At 64.2% G+C, this 21404-nt stretch carries 18 protein-coding genes and 1 pseudogene; 13 read left to right on the forward strand and 6 right to left on the reverse strand.

The window, feature by feature from the left end:
• The first annotated feature begins 33 nt into the window (after positions 1 to 33).
• The 3 genes from polA (at position 34) to K3F49_RS24195 (ending at position 4471) form a co-directional block, all read left to right on the forward strand.
• Complete coding sequence (gene polA, locus K3F49_RS24185) at positions 34 to 3072, forward strand: DNA polymerase I (protein ID WP_234683437.1); 3039 nt, start codon at positions 34 to 36, stop codon at positions 3070 to 3072.
• A gap of 46 nt (positions 3073 to 3118) precedes the next feature.
• Entirely contained in the window at positions 3119 to 3754 is a 636-nt protein-coding gene (locus K3F49_RS24190; RefSeq protein ID WP_234683438.1) for a LysE family translocator, read from the forward strand.
• An 81-nt stretch (positions 3755 to 3835) separates the two neighbouring features.
• On the forward strand, positions 3836 to 4471 hold the full coding sequence (locus tag K3F49_RS24195) for a LysE family translocator (protein WP_234683439.1): 636 nt from the start codon (positions 3836 to 3838) through the stop codon (positions 4469 to 4471).
• Positions 4472 to 4509: 38 nt separating this feature from the next.
• Here K3F49_RS24195 and K3F49_RS24200 read toward each other — a convergent pair whose 3' ends face one another.
• Positions 4510 to 5136, reverse strand: coding sequence for a glutathione S-transferase family protein (locus K3F49_RS24200; protein ID WP_234683440.1), 627 nt, complete (start codon positions 5134 to 5136; stop codon positions 4510 to 4512).
• 210 nt (positions 5137 to 5346) lie between these two features.
• Here K3F49_RS24200 and pyrE point away from each other — a divergent pair, with 210 nt between their 5' ends.
• Both pyrE and K3F49_RS24210 read left to right on the forward strand, forming a co-directional pair.
• A complete protein-coding gene (gene pyrE / locus K3F49_RS24205; RefSeq protein WP_234683441.1) occupies positions 5347 to 5910 on the forward strand; it encodes an orotate phosphoribosyltransferase in 564 nt (187 codons plus the stop codon).
• 154 nt (positions 5911 to 6064) lie between these two features.
• Positions 6065 to 6844: a DUF2865 domain-containing protein gene (locus K3F49_RS24210; RefSeq protein ID WP_234683476.1), complete on the forward strand. Its 780-nt coding sequence runs from the start codon at positions 6065 to 6067 to the stop codon at positions 6842 to 6844.
• Positions 6845 to 6873: 29 nt separating this feature from the next.
• On the opposite strand, the gene K3F49_RS24215 is transcribed toward K3F49_RS24210, so the two are convergent.
• The gene (locus tag K3F49_RS24215) at positions 6874 to 7305 is read right to left on the reverse strand and encodes a hypothetical protein (protein ID WP_234683442.1); all 432 of its coding nucleotides are present in this window, start codon (positions 7303 to 7305) and stop codon (positions 6874 to 6876) included.
• A gap of 190 nt (positions 7306 to 7495) precedes the next feature.
• Here K3F49_RS24215 and K3F49_RS24220 point away from each other — a divergent pair, with 190 nt between their 5' ends.
• Positions 7496 to 7651, forward strand: a complete 156-nt coding sequence (locus K3F49_RS24220) for an RNA polymerase sigma factor region1.1 domain-containing protein (RefSeq protein ID WP_234683443.1) — start codon at positions 7496 to 7498, stop codon at positions 7649 to 7651.
• A 41-nt stretch (positions 7652 to 7692) separates the two neighbouring features.
• Here the strand turns inward: K3F49_RS24220 and K3F49_RS24225 are convergent, their stop codons facing one another.
• Complete coding sequence (locus K3F49_RS24225; RefSeq protein ID WP_234683444.1) at positions 7693 to 7920, reverse strand: hypothetical protein; 228 nt, start codon at positions 7918 to 7920, stop codon at positions 7693 to 7695.
• A gap of 207 nt (positions 7921 to 8127) precedes the next feature.
• Between K3F49_RS24225 and K3F49_RS24230 the strand changes: the two genes are divergently transcribed.
• Both K3F49_RS24230 and K3F49_RS24235 read left to right on the forward strand, forming a co-directional pair.
• The gene (locus K3F49_RS24230) at positions 8128 to 10653 is read left to right on the forward strand and encodes a glycogen/starch/alpha-glucan phosphorylase (protein WP_234683445.1); all 2526 of its coding nucleotides are present in this window, start codon (positions 8128 to 8130) and stop codon (positions 10651 to 10653) included.
• Positions 10654 to 10803: 150 nt separating this feature from the next.
• Positions 10804 to 11619, forward strand: a complete 816-nt coding sequence (locus tag K3F49_RS24235) for an acyl-CoA thioesterase (RefSeq protein WP_234683446.1) — start codon at positions 10804 to 10806, stop codon at positions 11617 to 11619.
• 168 nt (positions 11620 to 11787) lie between these two features.
• Here K3F49_RS24235 and K3F49_RS24240 read toward each other — a convergent pair whose 3' ends face one another.
• From K3F49_RS24240 to K3F49_RS24250, 3 genes are all read right to left on the reverse strand, one after another.
• Positions 11788 to 13404 carry a phosphoenolpyruvate carboxykinase gene (locus tag K3F49_RS24240; RefSeq protein ID WP_234683447.1) on the reverse strand — a complete coding sequence of 539 codons (1617 nt, stop codon included), beginning with the start codon at positions 13402 to 13404 and terminating at the stop codon, positions 11788 to 11790.
• A gap of 280 nt (positions 13405 to 13684) precedes the next feature.
• Positions 13685 to 16279: a CHAT domain-containing tetratricopeptide repeat protein gene (locus K3F49_RS24245; protein ID WP_234683448.1), complete on the reverse strand. Its 2595-nt coding sequence runs from the start codon at positions 16277 to 16279 to the stop codon at positions 13685 to 13687.
• Positions 16280 to 16356: 77 nt separating this feature from the next.
• Entirely contained in the window at positions 16357 to 17091 is a 735-nt protein-coding gene (locus K3F49_RS24250) for a HugZ family pyridoxamine 5'-phosphate oxidase (RefSeq protein ID WP_234683449.1), read from the reverse strand.
• A gap of 239 nt (positions 17092 to 17330) precedes the next feature.
• Between K3F49_RS24250 and K3F49_RS24255 the strand changes: the two genes are divergently transcribed.
• The 5 genes and pseudogenes from K3F49_RS24255 to K3F49_RS24275 all read left to right on the forward strand — a co-directional run bounded on the left by K3F49_RS24255 (position 17331) and on the right by K3F49_RS24275 (position 21401).
• Complete coding sequence (locus tag K3F49_RS24255; protein ID WP_027535781.1) at positions 17331 to 18032, forward strand: response regulator transcription factor; 702 nt, start codon at positions 17331 to 17333, stop codon at positions 18030 to 18032.
• A 194-nt stretch (positions 18033 to 18226) separates the two neighbouring features.
• Entirely contained in the window at positions 18227 to 20017 is a 1791-nt protein-coding gene (locus tag K3F49_RS24260; RefSeq protein WP_234683450.1) for a sensor histidine kinase, read from the forward strand.
• A gap of 11 nt (positions 20018 to 20028) precedes the next feature.
• Positions 20029 to 20496, forward strand: a pseudogene (locus tag K3F49_RS24265) (HPr kinase/phosphorylase).
• 189 nt (positions 20497 to 20685) lie between these two features.
• Positions 20686 to 21087: a PTS sugar transporter subunit IIA gene (locus tag K3F49_RS24270; RefSeq protein ID WP_007597752.1), complete on the forward strand. Its 402-nt coding sequence runs from the start codon at positions 20686 to 20688 to the stop codon at positions 21085 to 21087.
• On the forward strand, positions 21084 to 21401 hold the full coding sequence (locus tag K3F49_RS24275; protein ID WP_234683451.1) for an HPr family phosphocarrier protein: 318 nt from the start codon (positions 21084 to 21086) through the stop codon (positions 21399 to 21401). The genes K3F49_RS24270 and K3F49_RS24275 overlap by 4 nt, the downstream gene beginning before the upstream one ends.
• The last annotated feature ends 3 nt before the right edge of the window (positions 21402 to 21404 follow it).

Genomic DNA, 21404 nt, shown 5'->3' on the forward strand with positions numbered 1-21404 from the left:
GTCTTTTGCTGCAAAAATTCATACATTGCGGCCATGCCCAAGACATCCCCGAAGACCTCCGCCAAAGCCGAAACCAAACCCGCCGCTGCGACAGCTGCTGCCAAACCGGTCGCGGCGAAGGCGGCCGGCAAGGGCGATCACATCTTCCTGGTTGACGGTTCCGGCTACATCTTCCGCGCCTATCACGCGCTGCCGCCGCTCAACCGCAAGTCCGACGGCTTGCAGGTCAATGCCGTGCTGGGCTTCTGCAACATGCTGTGGAAGCTGCTGCGCGACATGCCCGCCGACAACCGGCCGACACATCTCGCCATCGTGTTCGACAAGTCGGAAGTCACGTTCCGCAACAAGATCTACCCCGAATACAAGGCGCACCGGCCGCCGGCACCCGACGATCTGATCCCGCAATTCGCGCTGATCCGAGAGGCCGTGCGCGCCTTCGACCTGCCCTGCCTGGAACAGGGCGGCTTCGAGGCCGACGACCTGATCGCGACCTATGCGCGGCAGGCATCCGATCGTGGTGCCCACACGACCATCGTATCCTCCGACAAGGATTTGATGCAGCTCGTGAACGACAAGATTACGATGTACGACACCATGAAGGACCGGCGGATCGGCATTGCCGAGGTGATCGAGAAGTTCGGCGTGCCGCCGGAGAAGGTGGTCGAGGTCCAGGCGCTGGCTGGCGATTCCACCGACAACGTGCCCGGCGTCCCCGGCATCGGCATCAAGACTGCGGCCCAGCTGATCGTCGAATATGGCGATCTTGAACAACTCCTGTTCCGGGCCACCGAGATCAAGCAGCCGAAGCGGCGCGAGGCGCTGATCGAGAATGCCGAGAAGGCGCGGGTCTCGCGCCAGCTCGTGCTGCTCGACGACAAGGTTGATCTCGAGGTACCGCTGGATGACCTCGCCGTCCACGAACCCGATGCGCGCAAGCTGATCGCATTCCTGAAGGCGATGGAATTCACCACGCTGACGCGCCGTGTCGCCGACTATTCGCAGATCGATCCTGCCAATGTCGATGCCGATGCGAGCAACAGCAGCGGGGCGCGAGGCGGCGACAGCGCAAAAGCAAGATCGTCCGAGGCATCGGGCGATCTCTTCGCGACTCCTGCGACCGTCGTAAAGGGCGGCGACAAGGGCGACAAATCGGCGAGCATCAAGGGCGCGCCGATCTCGCTCGCAGCGGCGCGCGAGGAAGCCTTGCGCAAGCTTCCCGTCGACCGGGCAAAATACCAGACGATCAAGACGATCGCCGAGCTGAACGGCTTCATCGCGCGCATCCATGATGCCGGTCACGTCGCGATCGAGATCAAGGCCAACTCCATCGACCCGATGCAGGCCGATCTGTGCGGCGTCGCGCTGGCGCTGGCACCGAACGAGGCCTGCTATGTGCCGCTGGCGCACAAGCAGTCCGGCGGCGGGGCGGGCCTGTTCGACGCGGGCCTCGCGCCGGACCAGGTCAAGCACACCGAGGCGATCGAAGCGCTGAGGCCGGTGCTGGAAGCCGCGGGCGTCCTCAAGATCGGCTTCGACGTCAAATTCGCCGCCGTGATGTTGGCGCAGCACGGCATCACCTTGCGCAACGCCGATGATGCGAAACTGATCTCCTACGTGCTCGACGCCGGCCGCGGCTCGCATGAGCTGGATTCGCTGTCCGAGCGCTGGTTCGGCCACGCCATGCTGAAGGAGAGCGAGCTGCTCGGCAGCGGCAAGGGCAAGATCACCTTCGACCAGGTGCCGATCGACAAGGCCGCGCCGTTGTCGGCCGAAGGCGCCGACATGGCGCTGCGCGTCTGGCGCGTGCTGAAGCCGCGCCTCGTCGCCGAGCACATGGCGACCGTGTACGAGACGCTGGAGCGGCCGCTGGTCTCCGTGCTCGCGCGCATGGAGCGACGCGGCATCTCGATCGACCGCCAGGTGCTCTCGCGTCTCTCCGGCGACTTCGCCCAGACCGCCGCGCGGGTCGAAGCCGAGATCCAGGAGATCGCGGGCGAGCCCGTCAATGTCGGCAGCCCCAAGCAGATCGGCGACATCCTGTTCGGCAAGATGGGACTATCAGGCGGCACCAAAACCAAAACCGGCGCGTGGTCCACCACCGCGCAGGTGCTGGATGAGCTCGCCGAGCAGGGCCACGATTTTCCGCGGAAGATTCTGGAGTGGCGCCAGGTCTCGAAACTGAAATCAACCTACACCGACGCGCTGCCGACCTACGTCAATCCGCAGACCCATCGCGTGCATACGACCTACGCGCTGGCCGCGACCACGACAGGCCGGCTGTCGTCGAACGAGCCGAACTTGCAGAACATCCCGGTCCGCACCGAGGACGGCCGCAAGATTCGCCGCGCGTTCATCGCGGCGCCCGGCCACAAGCTGGTCTCCGCCGACTATTCGCAGATCGAGCTGCGGCTGCTGGCGGAGATCGCCGACATCCCCGTGCTGAAGCAGGCGTTTCGCGATGGGCTCGACATTCACGCGATGACGGCATCGGAAATGTTCGGCGTGCCGATCAAGGGCATGCCGAGCGAGATCCGCCGCCGCGCCAAGGCGATCAATTTCGGCATCATCTACGGCATCTCGGCGTTCGGCCTCGCCAACCAGCTCGGCATCGCCCGCGAAGAAGCATCGGCCTACATCAAGAAATATTTCGAGCGCTTCCCCGGCATCCGCGCTTATATGGACGAGACGCGCGACTTCTGCCGCGGCCACGGCTACGTCACCACGCTGTTCGGCCGCAAGTGCCACTATCCCGACATCAAGGCCTCCAACGCCTCGGTGCGCGCCTTCAACGAGCGCGCCGCGATCAACGCGCGACTTCAGGGCACTGCCGCCGACATCATCCGCCGCGCGATGACGCGCGCGGAGGACGCATTGGCCGAGAAGAAACTCTCGGCGCAGATGCTGCTCCAGGTGCATGACGAACTGATCTTCGAGGTGCCGGACGCCGAGGTCGAGGCGACACTTCCGGTCGTGCAGCACGTGATGCAGGACGCGCCGTTCCCGGCCGTGCTGCTTTCGGTGCCGCTGCATGTCGACGCGCGTGCGGCGAAGAATTGGGACGAGGCGCACTGATCCATCAGCGCGCCCGCCACCGGGCGAGGCACAGGGGCGAACCCGCGTGAATGATCTCACTCCGCTGCTTGCCTTCGCGCTGACCGCGCTCGTGATCGAGATTACACCCGGTCCGAACATGACTTATCTCGCGGCGCTGTCGCTCTCCAGCGGCATGCGTACGGGCTTTGCTGCAGTGGCCGGCATTGCGCTTGGGCTCATGACCTATGGCGTCGTCGCGGCATTCGGCCTCGCTGCCGCGATCGATCATTCGCCGCTGCTGTACGGCTTGTTGCGCTGGGGCGGTGTCGCTTATCTGCTGTGGCTCGCCTGGGAGGCATGGTCGGGCAAGGAGGACGTCGCGCCCGATAAGGCACGCGACGGCGATGCGCAGCCATGGCCGGCGTTCCGGCGGGGACTGATCACCAATCTGCTGAATCCCAAGGCAGCCGTCTTCTACGTGGCGGTGCTGCCGGAGTTCGTGCGCGCGGAAGCAGGATCGGTCATCAGGCAGACCCTGCTTCTCAGCATCGTCTATGTCGCGATCGCAACCTTGATCCATGCGATAATCGTCGCGCTGGCGGGCTCGCTGCAATCGACCATCGACGTCGCAAACAACCGCAAGACCGTGCGTCGCGTTTTCGCTCTGGCTTTGGTCGCGATAGCCATTTGGTTTGCCCTCACGACGGGGCGATCGAATTGAATTGTCCTCCGTGCAATTGCGTCGTGGCACCGCTGGGCCGCGCATAATAGAACCGGCGTATCTCCCGCACCAGGTTCACCCATGCCCCACACCTCCGCCCTGCTCGGCTTCGCCCTCGTCTGCCTCGGTCTCGTGCTCACGCCCGGGCCGAACATGATCTATCTGATCTCGCGCTCGATCACGCAGGGGCCGGCGGCTGGCATCGTCTCGCTCGGCGGCGTCGCATTGGGCTTCGTGTTCTACGTGCTGTGCGCGGCGTTCGGCATCACGGCGCTGTTGCTCGCCATTCCCTTTGCCTATGACGCGCTGCGCTTCGCCGGCGCCGGCTATTTGTTCTGGCTTGCCTGGCAGGCGGTGAAGCCGGGCGGGCGGTCGCCGTTCCAGGTGAAGCAGCTCGCAATCGACAGCCCGCGCAAACTGTTTGCGATGGGGCTCGTCACCAATCTGCTCAATCCGAAGATCGCGATGCTGTATCTGGCGCTGCTGCCACAGTTCATCGATCCCGCCGCGGGCAGCGTGCTGACGCAGTCGCTCGTGCTCGGCGCGATCCAGACCGCGATCAGTGTCAGCGTGAATGCGATCATCGCGCTCGCGGCCGGATCAATCGCGCTGTTCCTGGCGAGCCGACCGAGCTGGACGCTGGTGCAGCGCTGGCTGATGGGCACGGTGCTCGCCGGGCTTGCGGTCAGGATGGCGGTCGAGGCCCGGAAGGTGTGAGGCCTTCTGCACCCTCCTCCCTCCAGGGGAAGGTGAGCTCAATCCAGCTTCGCGTCCATCCCCCGCTTCACGGCCGGGCGGGCCATCAGCGCGTCGTACCAGCGCTTGACGTTGGGGAAGTCAGCGAGCTCGACCTTGTGGCGCGGATGGCGCCAGGCCCAGCCCAAAATGGCGAAATCGGCGACCGAGAGATCGCCGGCGACGAAGTCGCGCCCGTCGAGGCGGCGGTCCAGCACGCCGTAGAGCCGGCGGGTCTCGGCCATGTAGCGCTTCAAGCCGTAGGCGCGGTCCTGCTCGTTCTCCAGCGCGATGAAATGATGCACCTGGCCCGGCATCGGCCCGAAGCCGCCCATCTGCCACATCAGCCATTCGTAGACGGGGATGCGGCCGCTGAGCGATTTCGGCAGGAATTTGCCGGTCTTTTCGCCGAGATACAGCAGGATCGCACCGGACTCGAAAATGCTGACCGGCTTGCCGTCCGGTCCTTCGGGGTCGACGATTGCGGGGATCTTGTTGTTGGGGGATAGCTTGAGGAACTCCGGCGCCATCTGCTCGCCCTTGCTGATATTCACCGGGATCACCTGGTAAGGCAGCCCCATTTCCTCCAGCGCGACCGAGATTTTGCGGCCGTTCGGCGTGTTCCAGGTGTGCAGCTCGATGGTCATTTGCCGGTTTCCTTGCCCAATTCCCTTGCCCAGTTTCCCTGCCCAGTTTCCCTGCCGAGATCTCGGGCATCCACCTACTCCAGAAAGTTGCACCCCCACAACCGGCGGACCGGGATGGCCGATCCCTGTTGACGGGGGACGCCCCCTCTGGAATGTCACCGCCGTCGCGGATAAATTCCGCCACCTTCAAAACGCTCCCGAGGGACCGCCGTGTCGAAATCAGCCTCTCGCGCCCGCCTGTTCGAAATCATCCGCCGGCGCTCCTTCGGCCGCGGCGAGGTGACGCTCGCGTCGGGCCGCAAGAGCGATTTCTATTTCAACCTCAAACCGACCATGCTCGACCCCGAGGGCGCGACGCTGCTCGCCGAGCTGACCTATGAGACGCTGAAGGACGACAATCTCGATTTCATCGGCGGACTCGAGATGGGCGCGGTGCCGCTGGCCGGTGCACTGGCGCAGATCTCCTGGATCAAGGGCCATCCGATCGCGGCCTTCTTCGTGCGCAAGAAGCCGAAAGAGCATGGCGCCAAGCTCGCGATCGAAGGTTTGCCAAGGGGCGAGACGCTCGATGGCAAGCGCGTCGTGATCGTCGAGGACGTCACCACGACCGGCGGCTCGGCGATGAAGGCTGTGGAATCCGTGCGCGAGACCGGCGCCGAAGTGGTGCTGGTGCTGACCATGGTCGACCGCGAGGAAGGCGCCACCGACACCTTTGGTGCGGCCGGACTGCCGTTCCGCTCGCTGTACAAGGCGTCGGAATTTTTGAAGGCTTAACGGCGCGGCGCGCCACCCTCAACCCCTCATTTACCATCCCACTCTATGGTGAATCATCCGCTGAGACCCGCGAGGGTCTCTGCAGGTTCGGTAGCGTCGGGTGGAGTGAGCGTTGCGTACAGAGTTGTCCCATGCGCGCCGGCGGCGTCGCGCGATGCTGGTGGCCGCCACCCTCGTTGCAGCACCGCTGCTTGCGGCTCCTGCCCCGGTTTCGGCCGAAGGCCTGTTCGACTTCTTCTTCGGCGGAGCCCCGCAACGCCCGCAGCGCGACGTGCCGCAGCAGTCGAACTCCTTCGTCGATCCCTTCGCCAGTCAGCAGAATCCTGCCGCCCAGCCGCAATATGTGCCGCCGACCCGCTCGGCAGCCGCCGGCGGCTCGGGCCCAGCCTTCTGCGTGCGCAGCTGCGACGGCAAATATTTTCCGCTGATGCGCGGCCTCACCTCGCCGGCGCAGATGTGTCAGGCCTTCTGTCCTGCCAGCACGACAAAGGTGTTTTTCGGCTCCTCGATCGACGGGGCCTATAGCCAGACCGGCGAGCGCTATGCCGACAGCGAGAACGCGTTCGCCTATCGCAAGGCGCTACGCGCGGACTGCACCTGCAACGGCCGCGAGCCGGCCGGGCTCGCCCCGGTCGATTTGACGCTGGATTCCTCACTGAAAGCCGGCGACGTCATCGCGACCACCGACGGCCTGGTCGCCTATACCGGTGTCCGCCTCGGCATGGAGCAGACGGCGGAGTTCACCCCGGTCGCCTCCTATCCCGGCCTTACCGCACAGGTCCGCGCCCGGCTCGGCGAGATGAAGGTCGCCCCGGTGCGGGCGGAGACGGTGGCGGCAGATGCGCCCGCAGCCGAGATCGTGCGTGAGACGCTGCCCGATGTCACCGTGCCGAAGTCGCCAGCGAGATCGGAGAAGCGCGCGGGACTGGATTAGGCGCAGCTCTAAACTCCGCCGTCGCTGCGCTATCTCCCGATAATCACCCCGATCACATTCGGCGCCGCCAGATATTTCTCCTCGATCGCGGCACGCGCGGCAGCGCGGTTTTCAGCCGTCAGCAGGCCGCGCTTCTCGGCCAGGATCATCCAGCAGAAGCCCCACCAGTCCGTCAGCATGCCGGTCTCGCTGATGAGGTCATAGCCCTGCTCCGCTGCGAAGATGCGCGCATGCGCTTCGTCCAGCGTGTCGAGGAAGTGATGATCTTCGGCTGCGAACAGATCGTCGCTGATGTCGTCGATGGTGTAGCCCCAGATCGACTGGCACACCGCGTTGAACTCGCGGTCGAACTGGTCGTCGTCGACGGCATAGCGCCTCGCTGCCTGGTGCAGCCGCGACAGCGACCGCGCGAAATCGGCGATCCGGGTGAGGGCAAATTGATCGAAGGCAATGGTGGACATGTAGTCCTCGCGACGGCTGTCAGACGCTAGATATTGTGTCGGCAATGCGCCGAATCACAATGATATATCAAAGACTTGCTAAAGTGTTCTTAATTTGTTCTGGAGATTGGCGATCAAGGTCGAGAGTCTTCCCTCCTAGTAGAAGGGTTTGTTGGAGGGCCGACACGTGAGACTGCAGGATGCAATCCGAATGGCACTGGAGCTAGGCCGCCCGACAGGTTTCATCACATTCGATCAGCTCAACGACTTGTTGCCATCGAACAACGTGACGCCCGAAGACATCGAAGCGGTCATGCGTGCGCTCAGTGACGAAGGAATAAATATCGTCGAAAGTGATCCGTCATAAATTTCGCCAGTACGACGTTGGAGAGAGCTCGTGCGCGCGCATCAATTCGCCGCCGACATCAACCGATCCCCGCACGCGCTCGCATAAAACTTCCCTCCGCATTGACGCTTGATGGCGGCGCAGCGCGCGGCGGGCGTGGCGTTTTGCGGGACGGCAAAGCCGCAGCTGAGGCCGTCGGCGCTGCGTTTGCCGGCGGCGAAGGCGGCGCTCGAGGTGGCGATGCAGATGACAAGAAGCGCTGCAGCGGCGATTTCGATCAGCAGTCTCATGGGGCGTCTCCTCCACAGTGATGGCTGAATCTGTGGTCAATGTAGCACCAAATCGGCGTTCCTCCGTGGTGCCCCGGGTTCCCAAACCGGCCCGTTACTTGCATAATTTTGCGCCAGCGCAGTGCACGGCCGCGCCAGGGATGGTTCCGGTGCAGGGGCAAGACGCGTAGGGTTCAGTGGTGTTCTCGCGACCAGGAAGTGACGGCCTTGCAAGATCAATCGTTCCAGCCAAATTTCCCCGCCCCCAGTCAGCCCATCGACGAACTCGCGTTGTCGGAGATCAAGGGCGCGATCCTGGCGAAGCTGCGCCTTGCCATCGGCAAGGATGCGGGCATGGCGACCAAGCACGACTGGTACCAGGCCGCGGCGCTCGCATTGCGCGACCGTATCGTGCATCGCTGGCTCACGGCCGAGAAGCGCAGCTACGACGCAGGCCGCAAGCGGGTCTATTATCTCTCGCTCGAATTCCTGATCGGCCGCCTCTTCACCGATGCGCTCAACAATATGGGCCTCTTGAAGATCTTCGAGGTCGCGCTGGGCGATCTCGGCGTGTCGCTACCTGAGTTGCGCAAATGCGAGCCGGACGCCGCCCTCGGCAATGGCGGCCTCGGCCGTCTCGCCGCCTGCTTCATGGAGAGCATGGCGACGCTGTCGATTCCCGCAATCGGCTACGGCATCCGCTACGATTACGGCCTGTTCCGCCAGATCATCAATCAAGGCTGGCAACAGGAATATCCGGACGAATGGCTCGGCTTCGGCAACCCCTGGGAATTGCAGCGGCCGGAAGTGATCTACGACATCAATTTCGGCGGCGACGTCGAGCATGTCGACGACAAGGGCCGCGACCGCGCGATCTGGCACGCGAGCGAGACGGTGCAGGCGATCGCCTATGACACGCCGATCGTCGGCTGGCGCGGCCAGCACGTCAACGCACTGCGGCTGTGGTCGGCGCGCTCGCCCGATCCGCTCAAGCTCGACGCTTTCAACAAGGGCGACTATGTCAGCGCCAGCGCCGAGCAGTCGCGCGCGGAAGCGATCTGCAAATTCCTCTATCCGAACGACGAGAGCCCGGCGGGCCGCGAACTGCGGCTGCGTCAGGAATATTTCTTCGTTTCGGCCTCGCTGCAGGATCTCATCAAGCGGCATCTCGCCTCCGACGGCCAGCTGCGCAGCCTGTCGTCCAAGGTCGCGGTGCAGCTCAACGACACGCATCCGAGCCTCGCCGTCACCGAGTTGATGCGCATCCTGGTCGACCTCCACAATTTCCGCTGGGACGAGGCCTGGAAGATCACGGTCGCCACTCTCTCCTACACCAATCACACGCTGCTGCCGGAAGCGCTGGAGACCTGGCCGGTCGAGCTGTTCGAGAAGCTGCTGCCGCGCCATCTCGAGATCATCTATCGCATCAACGTGCAGCACCTCGCGCTGGCCGAAGCACGCGCCCCCGGCGACATCGACTTCCGCGCCTCGGTCTCGCTGATCGACGAAAAGAGCGGCCGCCGCGTGCGCATGGGCCAGCTCGCCTTCGTCGGCTCGCATCGCATCAACGGCGTCTCGGCGATGCATTCGGATTTGATGCGCGAGACGGTGTTCCACGATCTCAACCATCTCTATCCCGGCCGCATCACCAACAAGACCAACGGCATCACCTTCCGCCGCTGGCTGATGCTGGCGAACCCGAAGCTGACCGACCTGCTGCGCGAGACCTGCGGCGAGGCCGTGCTCGACGACCCGACCCAGCTCTCGCTGATCGAGGCGCGCGCCAGCGACGTCGAATTCCAGAAGAAATTCCGCGCCGTCAAGCTCCACAACAAGACCGCATTAGCGCGCCTGATCGGCGAGCGGCTCGGCATCAAGGTCGACCCGACTGCACTGTTCGACGTGCAGATCAAGCGCATCCACGAATACAAGCGCCAGCTGCTCAACGTCATCGAGACTGTTGCGCTGTATCAATCGATCAAGGACGATCCCAACGGCAATTGGGTGCCGCGGGTCAAGATCTTCGCCGGCAAGGCGGCGGCGAGCTACAAATACGCAAAACTGATCATCAAGCTCATCAACGACGTCGCCGAGGTCGTCAACAACGATCCCGCCATCGGCGGCAAGCTGAAGGTCGTCTTCCTGCCCGACTACAATGTCAGCCTCGCCGAAGTGATCATTCCTGCGGCCGACCTGTCCGAGCAGATCTCGACCGCCGGCATGGAAGCTTCCGGCACTGGCAACATGAAGCTGGCACTCAACGGCGCCATCACCATCGGCACGCTCGACGGCGCCAATATCGAGATCCGCGACCAGGTCGGCGTGGAGAACATCGCAATCTTCGGCATGGAAGCCGGCGACGTGATGATCCGGCGCAAGCAGGGGCTGGACGCCTCCGACGTGATCCGCAACTCGCCAAAGCTCAAGCGTGCCATCAACGCCATCGGCACCGGCGAATTCTCGCCCGGCGATCCCGGTCGGTTCGAATCCATCGCGCATGCGCTGCGCTATCTCGACCATTACATGGTCAGCGCCGATTTCGATTCCTATTACGAGACGCAGCGTGCGGTCGACGCGCGCTGGCAGGTGGCGCCGGCCTGGACCCGCGCCTCCATCCTCAACGTCGCGCGCATGGCGTGGTTCTCCTCCGACCGCACCATCCGCGAATATGCCGAGGAAATCTGGAACGTGCCGGTCAATCCGGTCACACCGCCATTCCAGGCGGCAGAGGATTTGCGCGACGCAGCTAGCTGATTTTTCCGCAGCGTGAAATCGGCGTTACCTGCGAGGTTATTGCATCTCGCAGGGCGGATGATGATATGACTGTCGTCATCCCCAAGCGCCATCGGTCTGGATTGCGTCGCTGCGCTCGCAATGACGGTGGGGAGACACCGAGGACCAGGAATGCACGCCAAGCTCCCGCACCCGTTCGACGACGCTACCCGTATCACCGCCGGTGACTCGAGCTGGCAAGGCCACACCAGCGACGACTATTGGGCCTTTGTCGGCCCGTTCGGTGGCGCCACCGCCGCGACCATTTTGCGTGCGCTGATCGAACATCCGCAACGCGCCGGCGATCCGCTGGCACTGACCGTCAATTACTGCGCGCCGATCACCAAGGGCCCGTTCGATCTCGACCTGCGGCTGGTGAAGGCCAACCGCTCCAGCCAGCACTGGAGCGTCGAACTGTCGCAGGGCGGCGGCGAGGTCGCGACGCTCGCGACCGCCGTCTTCGCCGAGCGCCGGCCGTCCTGGGAACACCGGGTAGCGCAATATCCTGAGACAAAGCCGTTCGAACAAACGCTGCCGTTCCCAAATATCAAGGCATCCTGGGCCAACCAGTACGAATTCCGCTTCGTCGAGGGCGAGATGCGGCTCGGCCCGCCGCAGGCCGAGCTCGCCAGCACCTATTCAAAGATCTGGATCAGCGATCGCGAGCCGCGCAAGCTCGACATGCCGTCGCTGATGTCGATGTCGGACGCTTTCTTCGGCCGCATCTTCCATGTCCGCCGCGAGCTGGTGCCGTTCGGCACGGTGTCGCTGACGACGTATTTCCACACCGACACAGAAGAGCTCGCGGCCGAAGACATCACCCGCGTGCTCGCGACGGCCGATTCGAAGATCATGCACAAGAGCTACGCGGACCAGAACGCCGAGCTGTGGTCGCCGAACGGACGGCTGCTCGCGACCACGACGCAGATTGCGTATTTCAAGGCCTGACTGCATCCGCAGGCTCGTCATTGCGAGCGCAGCGAAGCAATCCAGACTGTCTCCGCAGACGGATTCTGGATTGCTTCGCTGCGCTCGCAATGACGGTGGAGAGATGTCGCGGAAAACAAAAAGGGCGGCCTCACGGGCCGCCCTTTCTCATTCGATGCAGCGGAAGCTTCACTCCGCCGCGAGTTTCACGTCCGGCGCAGCCGCACGCACCTCGGCGTCGACCTGGGCTTCGAACTTGGCAAAGTTCTTCTGGAACATGCCGACCAGCGCACGCGCCGTCTTGTCGAACTCGTCCTTGTCCTTCCAGGTATTGACCGGATTGAGGATCTCGCTCGGCACGCCCGGCAGCGCGGTCGGGACCGCGAAGCCGAAATATTTGTCGGTGCGGAATTCGACGTTGCGAAGCGAGCCGTCGAGCGCGGCGGTCAGCAGCGCGCGCGTCACCTTGATCGGCATGCGCGAACCGGTGCCGTACTTGCCGCCGGTCCAGCCGGTGTTGACCAGCCAGCAGTCGACATTGTGCCGGGCGATCAGGTCACGCAGCATGTTGCCGTAGACGCTGGGGTCGAGCGGCAGGAAGGGCGAGCCGAAGCAGGTGGAGAATTCCGGCTGCGGCTCGTTGCCGAGACCACGTTCGGTGCCGGCGACCTTGGCGGTGTAGCCGGAGAGGAAGTGGTACATCGCCTGCGCCGGCGACAGTTTTGCGATCGGCGGCAGCACGCCGAAGGCGTCGGCGGCGAGCATCACCACGTTCTTCGGCTGCGGCGCGCGGCCGGTGCGCGAGGCGTTCGGGATGAAGTCGAGCGGATAGGCCGAGCGCGTGTTCTCGGTCTTGGAGCCGTCGTCGAAATCGACGATTCGGGTGTCCTCGTCGAGCACGCAGTTCTCGAGCACCGCGCCGAAGCGCGTCGAGGCAGCATAGATCTCGGGTTCGGCTTCCTGCGAGAGCTTGATGCACTTGGCGTAGCAGCCGCCTTCGAAGTTGAAGACGCCGTTCGGGCCCCAGCCATGCTCGTCGTCACCGATCAGCGTGCGGTTGGGATCGGCCGATAGCGTGGTCTTGCCGGTGCCGGACAGGCCGAAGAAGATCGCGGAATCGCCCTGGGCGCCGACATTGGCCGAGCAGTGCATCGGCATCACGCCGCGCTCGGGCAGATAATAGTTCAGCGTGGTGAAAACCGACTTCTTCATTTCGCCGGCATAGTATGAGCCGCCGATCAGCACGATCTTGCGGGCGAAGTCGATCGCGACGACGTTCTCCGACTTGCAGCCATGGCGCTTCGGATCGGCGCGGAAGCTCGGCATATCGATGATGGTGAGCTCGGGCGTGAAGCTCGACAGCTCGACCGCCTCGGGGCGGATCAAGAGCGTGCGGATGAACAGCGAGTGCCAGGCGAGCTCGGTAAAGACGCGGGTCTTGATCCGGTAGGCCGGATCGGCACCGCCATAGAGGTCCTGCGCGAACAGGCTCTTGCCTTCGGCGTGCTTGAGGAAGTCCTGATAGAGCGTCTCGAACTGCTCCGCGGTGATCGACTGGTTGCCGGCCCACCACATCTTCTTGTCAGTGGTCGCGTCACGCACCGTGAACTTGTCCTTCGGGCTGCGGCCCGTGAATTCGCCGGTGTCGGCACAGAGCGAACCGTCGGCGGACAGCACCGCCTCGCCCGCGGAGAGCGAGTATTGATACAGCTGCGGTGCGCCCAGGTTCCAGTGAACCTGCTTGAGATTCTTTAAGCCGAATTTGTCGGCACCAAAGGCACCGTTGCGCACGCCCGTCTCTTGCACGAAAAGTCCTCCTAGAACCCGCGACACATAGCGCGACCTAACCTTGGCGCCATCGCAGTCACCGTGAATTATAGGCCGTCGGCCTCGGTTGGACGACCTAATACTGATGAACGCGGACGTTGCCAAGCTGATCCCGCAGGATTTGGTTTATTCAAGGACCGCGCCAAACGTCGCGCATGACTGCCCTGAGCACGCTCATGCGAAAATCACGGATGATCGCGCAACCAAACGCGTGTTTCGGCGTTATCCGGTGTTTTGCGACGCACAATCGGGCGACGGTCTATCGTACCGCACCTTCGCCAATGAGCGCGAACGGCCCCCACATCGCAGGATAGGCATTGCGGGGCGACGAGGCGTCATCAACGTACGCCAACATCGCGCGCCGCAGCGCTTCGGCCCTGCCGATTCTTGGTTCGTTTTTGAGCAGATCGAAAGTCGAAGTGGTCAAGCGGGTAGCAGCCTCTGAATCCACTGCCCAATGCGAGACCAAGAGCGCACGAGCGCCGGCATAGAAGAAAGCGCGCGCCAGTCCTGACAGGGCCTCGGCTCCCGGCTTGTCGCCCGCGATCGTGTTGCAGGCCGACAGCACGACCCAATCCGCATTGAGCTTGAGCTGTGCAACTTCGCTCGCCGTAAGCAGACCATCGTCGAGCTCCGACGGCTGGTCGGGAATCGACAGAGCAAGCGATGGCTCGCCCACACCCTTGATGTCGCCGGCGACGAGGCCATGGGTCGCAAAGTAGATGATGCTGTATTGAGCAAGCGGTGCACGCTTGAGCGTCGCTTCGCTGGCATCGCGGCCAAGATGAATGTCGGCATCAGTCGCACCGACATCCTTCGCTACGGCGTTGAGCTCGTCTGCAGTATCAGGCAGTTGCGGCAACGCTTGCGCAAGCCGCGCGCGATCGACGCCCGCGCCGCGCCAGAAGTCGGTGTAAGCGATGGTCGCGATGCTGCGCGCGGCAACCTTGCCGCTCGCAGCGCGACGTTCGCCGGCCCCACCTTCGGCCGGATTGAACACGGGATCGCCGAAGCCGGTCATCGGCTTGACGCCCAGATCCTTGCGCGCAACGGCGCGCAGCGATTTCAGGCTGACCACCGATGGCAGCACCGAGACAGCCTGACGCCGCAGCAGCCAGGCGGCGCTGCGATAACCTTCGAGCGTCTCCGGGATCGCAGCTTGCGGTGGCTCCGTGACGAGCAGATGAAACGGCAGCGCGGTGAGTGCGCCCGACGGCACCGTGAGCAGGCTGCGCTTGTCCCTGGTTAACGCCTCGACCGGGCCGAGCAGCGTGACATAGAGCTCGTTGGCGAGCGCGAGGTCGAACAAGCCCGATTTGCCGGAGCCGTCGCGCGCCTTGCCGACATCGAGACCCCGGCGGAAAGACGTGACCTTCTGCGCCAGCGCGTCTGCGCCAAGCGGGATCTCCTTCCAGTCGGCACCCTCGCGCGTGATGGCGATGACATAGCTCCGGTTGTCGACGACCGAATAGAGCACCATCACCTCATCGGCCGACAGCAGCGGCTGGCCGTCCCTGACCGTCAACGGCAGCGGGTTGGAGAGCGAGGCATAGTCGGGGAATTCAATGCCGAGCGTCTTCTGCAGGCCGGCGCGCTCGCTTGCGATGGCTGCGATCCGCGCGCGGCTGCGTTGCTCGGAGACGACGTCGCGCTGCGCCGACGGCTTCGACACGGCCGCGATGATCGCCTTGTCCAGCGCCTCGGATTCAGCTCCGAGATCCTGGTCCTTGCGCACCAGCTCGGCGAGACGGTCGCTGCCGGCGGCGAGCCGCACCGCGAGCTTGTTCACGGCCGATGCGGCGGAGGATTGCGTGCCGCGCTGGATCGCGGCGAGCGCCTCGTCCAGCGCCTTGTCTTGCGGCAGCAGCGATTGCTGTCGCGCCGCGAACAGGATCGGCAGCACCACGCGCAGCTGCGCGCGATCGTTCGCGAGCGTCTTTTCCGCGAGCGGCAATGCGTCCGCGGTTCGCCCGGACACAAAGAGGAAATAAGCGAGATTGCTGGTGGATGTCGCGACGTCAGGATGATCCGGCCCAAGCGCATGCTCGCGGATGGCGAGCGCGCGGCGGTACAGCGGCTCGGCATCGGCATAGCGCTGCTGGTGCTCGTAGAGGCCGGCGAGATTGTTGAGGGACCGCGCGACGTCGGGATGATCGGGCCCCAGCACTTTTTTGCGGATCGCAAGCGAGCGCTTGATCGGCGCTTCGGCATCGGCGTCGCGGCCGAGATCGCGATCGACCTGGCCAATGTTGTTCAGGACCGTGGCGACCGCTGGATGCTCGGGCCCGGCGGCCTTCTGGTAGATCGCGAGCGCGCGCTGAAACAGCGGCTCGGCTTCGGCCTGGCGCTGCTGCCTGACATAGAGCGTGGCCAGATTGTTGAGGGCTTGGCCGACATCGGGATGCTCGCGTGACAGGCTCTTCTCCCGGACGGCCAGCGCGCGCTTGAACAGCGGCTCGGCCTCGGCAAAGCGGCTCTGTCGCTGATACAGCGCGGCGAGATTGGTCAGTTCGGCCGCGACCAGTGCGTTGTCCAGACCGAGCGACTTCTCCATCAGTGCGATCGAACGCTTGTAGAGCGGCTCGGCGAGGTCGTCCCTGCCCTGACCGGCATGGACCTGACCGAGATTGTTCAAGGCGGCCGCAAGTTCGCGACCGTTGTCACTCTTCTCCACGCTCGCAACCATCGCCTGCGCCAGGGGAAGCGCTTCGGAATATCTGCCGGCCTTGGTGAGTTCGTTGATCCTGGCGCTCTCCGTCGCGAGATTGCCCTTCTGGGCAAGGCTGGGCGTGGCCGGCGATGCAGTGATCGCGAGCGCCAAAGCGGCGACCAGCGCCAAACGACGGCGTGTCATGAACCCTCTCGCTGCGCGCCTTGAGACCATACGGTCTTGGGTCGCAGCGATGGGCAGCAGCGTTCAAATTGTCGCGTTCAGCCCGCCTTCGCGCGCGCCTCGCCAGCGAGGCGGACCAGCATCTTGCGTAATGCCGCGCCATCAGTGGCCCGCTCCGGAAAATCCAGCCGCAGCGCGGTCTGGCCGTCCTGCATGTCGAGGCCTTCGGGGTCACAGCCGGTGCAGCGCCAGTCGCCCGCGGCCGCGCCGAGCAGCCGTGTTGCGTAAAGGCCCATGGCGTCGCGATGATCGGCATTCATGTGCTCGACCGCCCCCTCCTCCGCCGCCAGCAGACCCTCGGCGCCGACGAGGTCCGTGAGGAACTGCTCCGGCTTCAGATCAACGATTCGGCCAAAGCCTGCGACCAGATGGGTTCCGGTGGGGCGGATCCGGAAGAACGAAAAATCCCTAAATGAGACAAAGGCTTCCGCCGTCGGATGGGCATTGAGATACCGCCGCTGGAGCAGATCCCTCTCGTCCTCGGCCTGTTCGGCCCGGCCGGACAGCATGATCCGGGCGCCTTCCAGCGGATCGCCCGCGACGCGCTCGTCCAGCATCAGGGAGACCCGGTTGTCTGCGAGGATGTTCCTGGTATGAACCGCCAATCGGGAGATCAGCAGGATCGGCGAGCCGTCGGGATGGCTGGCCAGATTGACCAGGGAACAGTAGGGATCGCCGCTGCCCGGCATAAGCGTCGCGAGCGCCCCCTGCCGCGACCGCCTGAGCAGCGATTTGGCGAGCGTCTGGGGAGCGAAATCGGGGGTCGGTTGCATGGGGTTTCTCGGCTCAGGTGGTTGCAAGGCAGGCCTTTTTTCGGGTAAACGAAGGTCTGGTTATGGGTCGAAACGCGGCGAATCTGCCGTGTTTCGTGGAACTTGGTCACACTTCAGCCCAGCTTGCATTGCTCGGTGACAAGGTTCGAATGCCAATTCGGCACCCATGTATGCGGCGCATCACTGGATTGCTCGCCGTTTAAGCCACGACCCAAACGGAAAGCAGAAAGCAGAGGCTCATGCCCACAATCGCTTTGGTCGACGACGACCGCAACATTCTCACATCCGTCTCGATCGCGCTGGAAGCCGAAGGCTATCGCATCATGACGTACACCGACGGTGCATCAGCGCTTGACGGATTCCGCACCACCCAGCCCGATCTCGCCATCCTCGATATCAAGATGCCGCGCATGGACGGCATGGAGACGCTGCGCCGTCTCAGGCAGAAGTCCGACCTGCCGGTGATCTTCCTGACCTCCAAGGATGAGGAGATCGACGAGCTGTTCGGCCTCAAGATGGGCGCCGACGATTTCATCCGCAAACCGTTCTCGCAGCGCCTGCTGGTGGAACGCGTCAAGGCGGTGCTGCGTCGCTCGGCCCCGAAGGATCCGACGGTCGCGCCCAAGGAGAACGATGCCAAGGCGCTCGACCGCGGCCTGCTGCGCATGGACCCGGAACGTCATACCTGCACCTGGAAGAACGAGCCGGTGACGCTGACGGTCACCGAATTCCTGATCCTGCAGGCGCTGGCGACCCGACCCGGCGTGGTCAAGAGCCGCAACGCGCTGATGGACGCCGCCTATGACGACCAGGTCTATGTCGACGACCGCACCATCGACAGCCACATCAAGCGGCTGCGCAAGAAGTTCAAGGTGGTCGACAACGATTTCGAGATGATCGAGACGCTCTACGGCGTCGGCTACCGCTTCAAGGAAGCCTGAGGCGCACGCGCTTTCACGACAGTTGAGGGCTGCGCCGGTTCTGATTCCATCAGAACCGGGCATGCCCTGAAGCGCCATCGCGCTTCAGGTTATCGTTTGAGCATGATCTTTCGGAAAACCGCTGCACACTTTTCCGGATCATGCTCTAGGATGCGGGGACCGTCGCACGAGCTGTCCTAACGCGGGCGTGAGCATTGCTTGACCGAACGCAGCCTGATCCGAGTTCGAACGCCGAGGACGTTACCGCCCACGGCGCCTCGGAGCATGAGGACAGACCGGCCGCGCGAGGCTGGGGACCGCTGAACTGGCTCAAGCGCGCCGGCCAGTTCTTCTTCGCGCTGTCGTTCTCGAGCCTCACCCGCCGCATCGTCTCGCTCAACCTCGCGGGCCTCGTCGCCCTGGTCGCGAGCATCCTCTATCTGTCGCAGTTCCGCGCCGGCCTGATCGATGCGCGCGCGCAGAGCCTGCTGGTGCAGGCCGAAATCATCGCCGGCGCCATCAGTGCCTCGGCGACGGTGCAGACCAACGCGATCACCGTCGATCCCGAGCGGCTGCTCGACCTGAAATTGGGTGAGAGCTATGGCGGGCCCGACGATTCGCTGGATTTTCCGATCAATCCCGAGCGCGTTGCGCCGGTGTTGCGCACGCTGATCTCGCCGACCAAGACCCGCGCGCGGATTTTCGATCCCAACGGCTCGGTGTTGCTCGATAGCCGTGACCTCGACGTTCTCAGGGCCTTTCCGCTGCCGCCACCGTCCGAGAAGCCCGGACTGGTCGAGCGCGCCATGGTCGCGACCCGCACCTGGCTGAATCGCGGCGACCTGCCGCTCTATCGCGAACTCGGACGCGAGAACGGCAATGGCTATGTTGAAGTCGCCGATGCGCTCCAGGGCCAGAAGCGCTCGATGGTGCGTGTCAATGCGCGCGGCGAGGTGATTGTCTCGGTTGCGGTCCCGGTGCAGCGCTCACGCGCCATCCGTGGCGCGCTGATGCTGTCGACGCAGGGCGACGAAATCGATCAAATGGTCACGGCCGAGCGCCTCGCAATTCTGAAAGTCGGCGGCGTCGCAGCCGCCGTCATGATCATGCTGTCGCTGCTGCTCGCGAGCACGATCGCAGGCCCCGTGCGCCGGCTCGCCGACAGCGCCGAGCGGGTCCGCCGCCGCATCAAGACCCGCGTCGAGATCCCCGACTTCACCCGCCGCCGCGACGAGATCGGTCACCTCTCCGGCGCGCTGCGCGATATGACCAACGCGCTTTACAAGCGGATCGAGGCGATCGAGATGTTCGCCGCCGACGTCGCCCACGAGCTGAAGAACCCGCTGACCTCGCTGCGGTCCGCGGTCGAGACGATGCCGCTGGCGCGCAACGAGAACAGCCGCGCCCGCCTGCTCGAGGTGATCGAGCATGACGTCAAGCGCCTCGACCGCCTGATCTCGGACATCTCCGATGCGAGCCGGCTCGATGCCGAATTGCAGCGGCAGGATGCGATCCCGGTCGATCTCAAGCGGCTCCTGGGCACGCTGGTTGCCGTTGCCAATGAAACCAAGCTCGGCCACGACGTCGCGGTCGAGGCGCGCTTCGAGGGCCGCAGCCCGACCGACAATTTCGCGGTCACGGGCCATGATTCGCGGCTCGGGCAGGTGGTCTCCAACCTCCTCTCCAACGCGCAGTCCTTCTCGGAGGCCGGCAGCAAGGTGCGCCTGACCTGCCGCCGTGTCCGCGGCGAGATCGAGATCGTGGTCGACGACGACGGCCCCGGCATTCGCGACGACGCGCTGGAGCGCATCTTCGAGCGCTTCTACACCGACCGGCCGCATCAGGGCTTTGGCCAGAACTCCGGCCTCGGCCTGTCGATCTCCAAGCAGATCGTCGACGCCCATGGCGGGCGCATCTGGGCGGAGAATCGCGCCGGTCCCACTGACGAAGATGGCGCGCCGACGGTTGCCGGCGCACGCTTCGTGGTGAGGCTGCCGGCGCTATGAGCCAAGGCAGCTTGAACGACGGCGAGCCGAGCGTTCACGCCTCCGCGGTCAAGGTCGGCCCCCTGGCGGTGCTGATCCGCGGGCCATCGGGCGCCGGCAAGTCGCGCCTTGCCTTCGATTTGATCATGGCGGGGCGCTCAGGTGTGGTCGACAGCGCCATCCTGGTCGGGGACGACCGTGTCCATCTGGCGACAGTCGGCAATGAAATTACGGTCCGCCCCGCGCCCCTCCTGGCCGGGCTGATCGAGATTCGCGGGCTGGGACTCCGCGGCTGCGACTTCGTGGAGCATGCGACAGTCGGCCTCGTGGTCGATCTGGACGCCGACGACGCCGAACGGCTGCCGCCGCCCGAATTGCTGAAAACCACCATTTTCGGTGTTGAAATACCGCGAATCCCGGTCAGGCGCGGCGATTCACCCCTCCCCTTGGTTGTCGCAGCCTTGACCACTACCAAGAGTTAACCTCCGCCTAACCCTTGAGGCGATTGTTTGAAGGGAAATGGTAACCATATGAACCCCACACTCGCGACCGAATAGACCGGCGCAGCTCCCCTTATCCATCCGTCTAGATTCAGGGAGATACGCAACATCCCCCCTTGCGCGGGGGCTCTGGATGGTCAAAGTGGCGCGTTCGTGCGGTGCACCAAAAGCGCCCGCGGGAGTTTTCCGATGATTGGTCTAGTACTTGTGACCCACGGGCGCCTTGCCGACGAATTCAAGGCAGCGCTTGAGCATGTCATGGGCCCACAAAAGCAAATCGAAGCGATTACGATCGGTGCCGAAGACGATTCCGATCTCTGCCGAAGCGACATCATCGAGGCGGTTAACCGCGTCGATTCCGGCGACGGCGTTGCGATCCTCACCGACATGTTCGGCGGAACGCCGTCGAACCTCGCGATTTCCTGCATGAGCCGGCCGAAGGTCGAAGTGCTCGCGGGCATCAACCTGCCCATGCTGGTGAAGCTCGCCAAGGTTCGCGAGGAGCGTCCCCTGCCCGACGCGATCGCGATGGCCCAGGAAGCCGGTCGCAAATATGTCACCATTGCCAGCCGGGTGCTCGCCGGCAAATGAGCGACGACGCGCCACAAGCCGGGACTGGCGTGCCCGCGGGCGCGATCTCCAAAGAACTCCTGATCATCAACAAGCGCGGCCTGCATGCGCGGGCCTCGGCGAAATTCGTCCAGGCGGTCGAGCGCTTCAACGCGCAGGTGTGGGTGACGCGCGGCGGCGAGACCGTCGGCGGCACCTCGATCATGGGCCTGATGATGCTCGCGGCCGGACCGGGCACGACGATCACGGTCGCCGCCGCTGGTGCTGACGCTGAAGCCGCGATTGTGGCGATCACCGAGCTCGTTGAAAGCAAGTTCAACGAGGAAGGGGTTTAGGCC

The organism is Bradyrhizobium monzae (assembly GCF_021458635.1).
Taxonomy (GTDB): Bacteria; Pseudomonadota; Alphaproteobacteria; order Rhizobiales; family Xanthobacteraceae; genus Bradyrhizobium.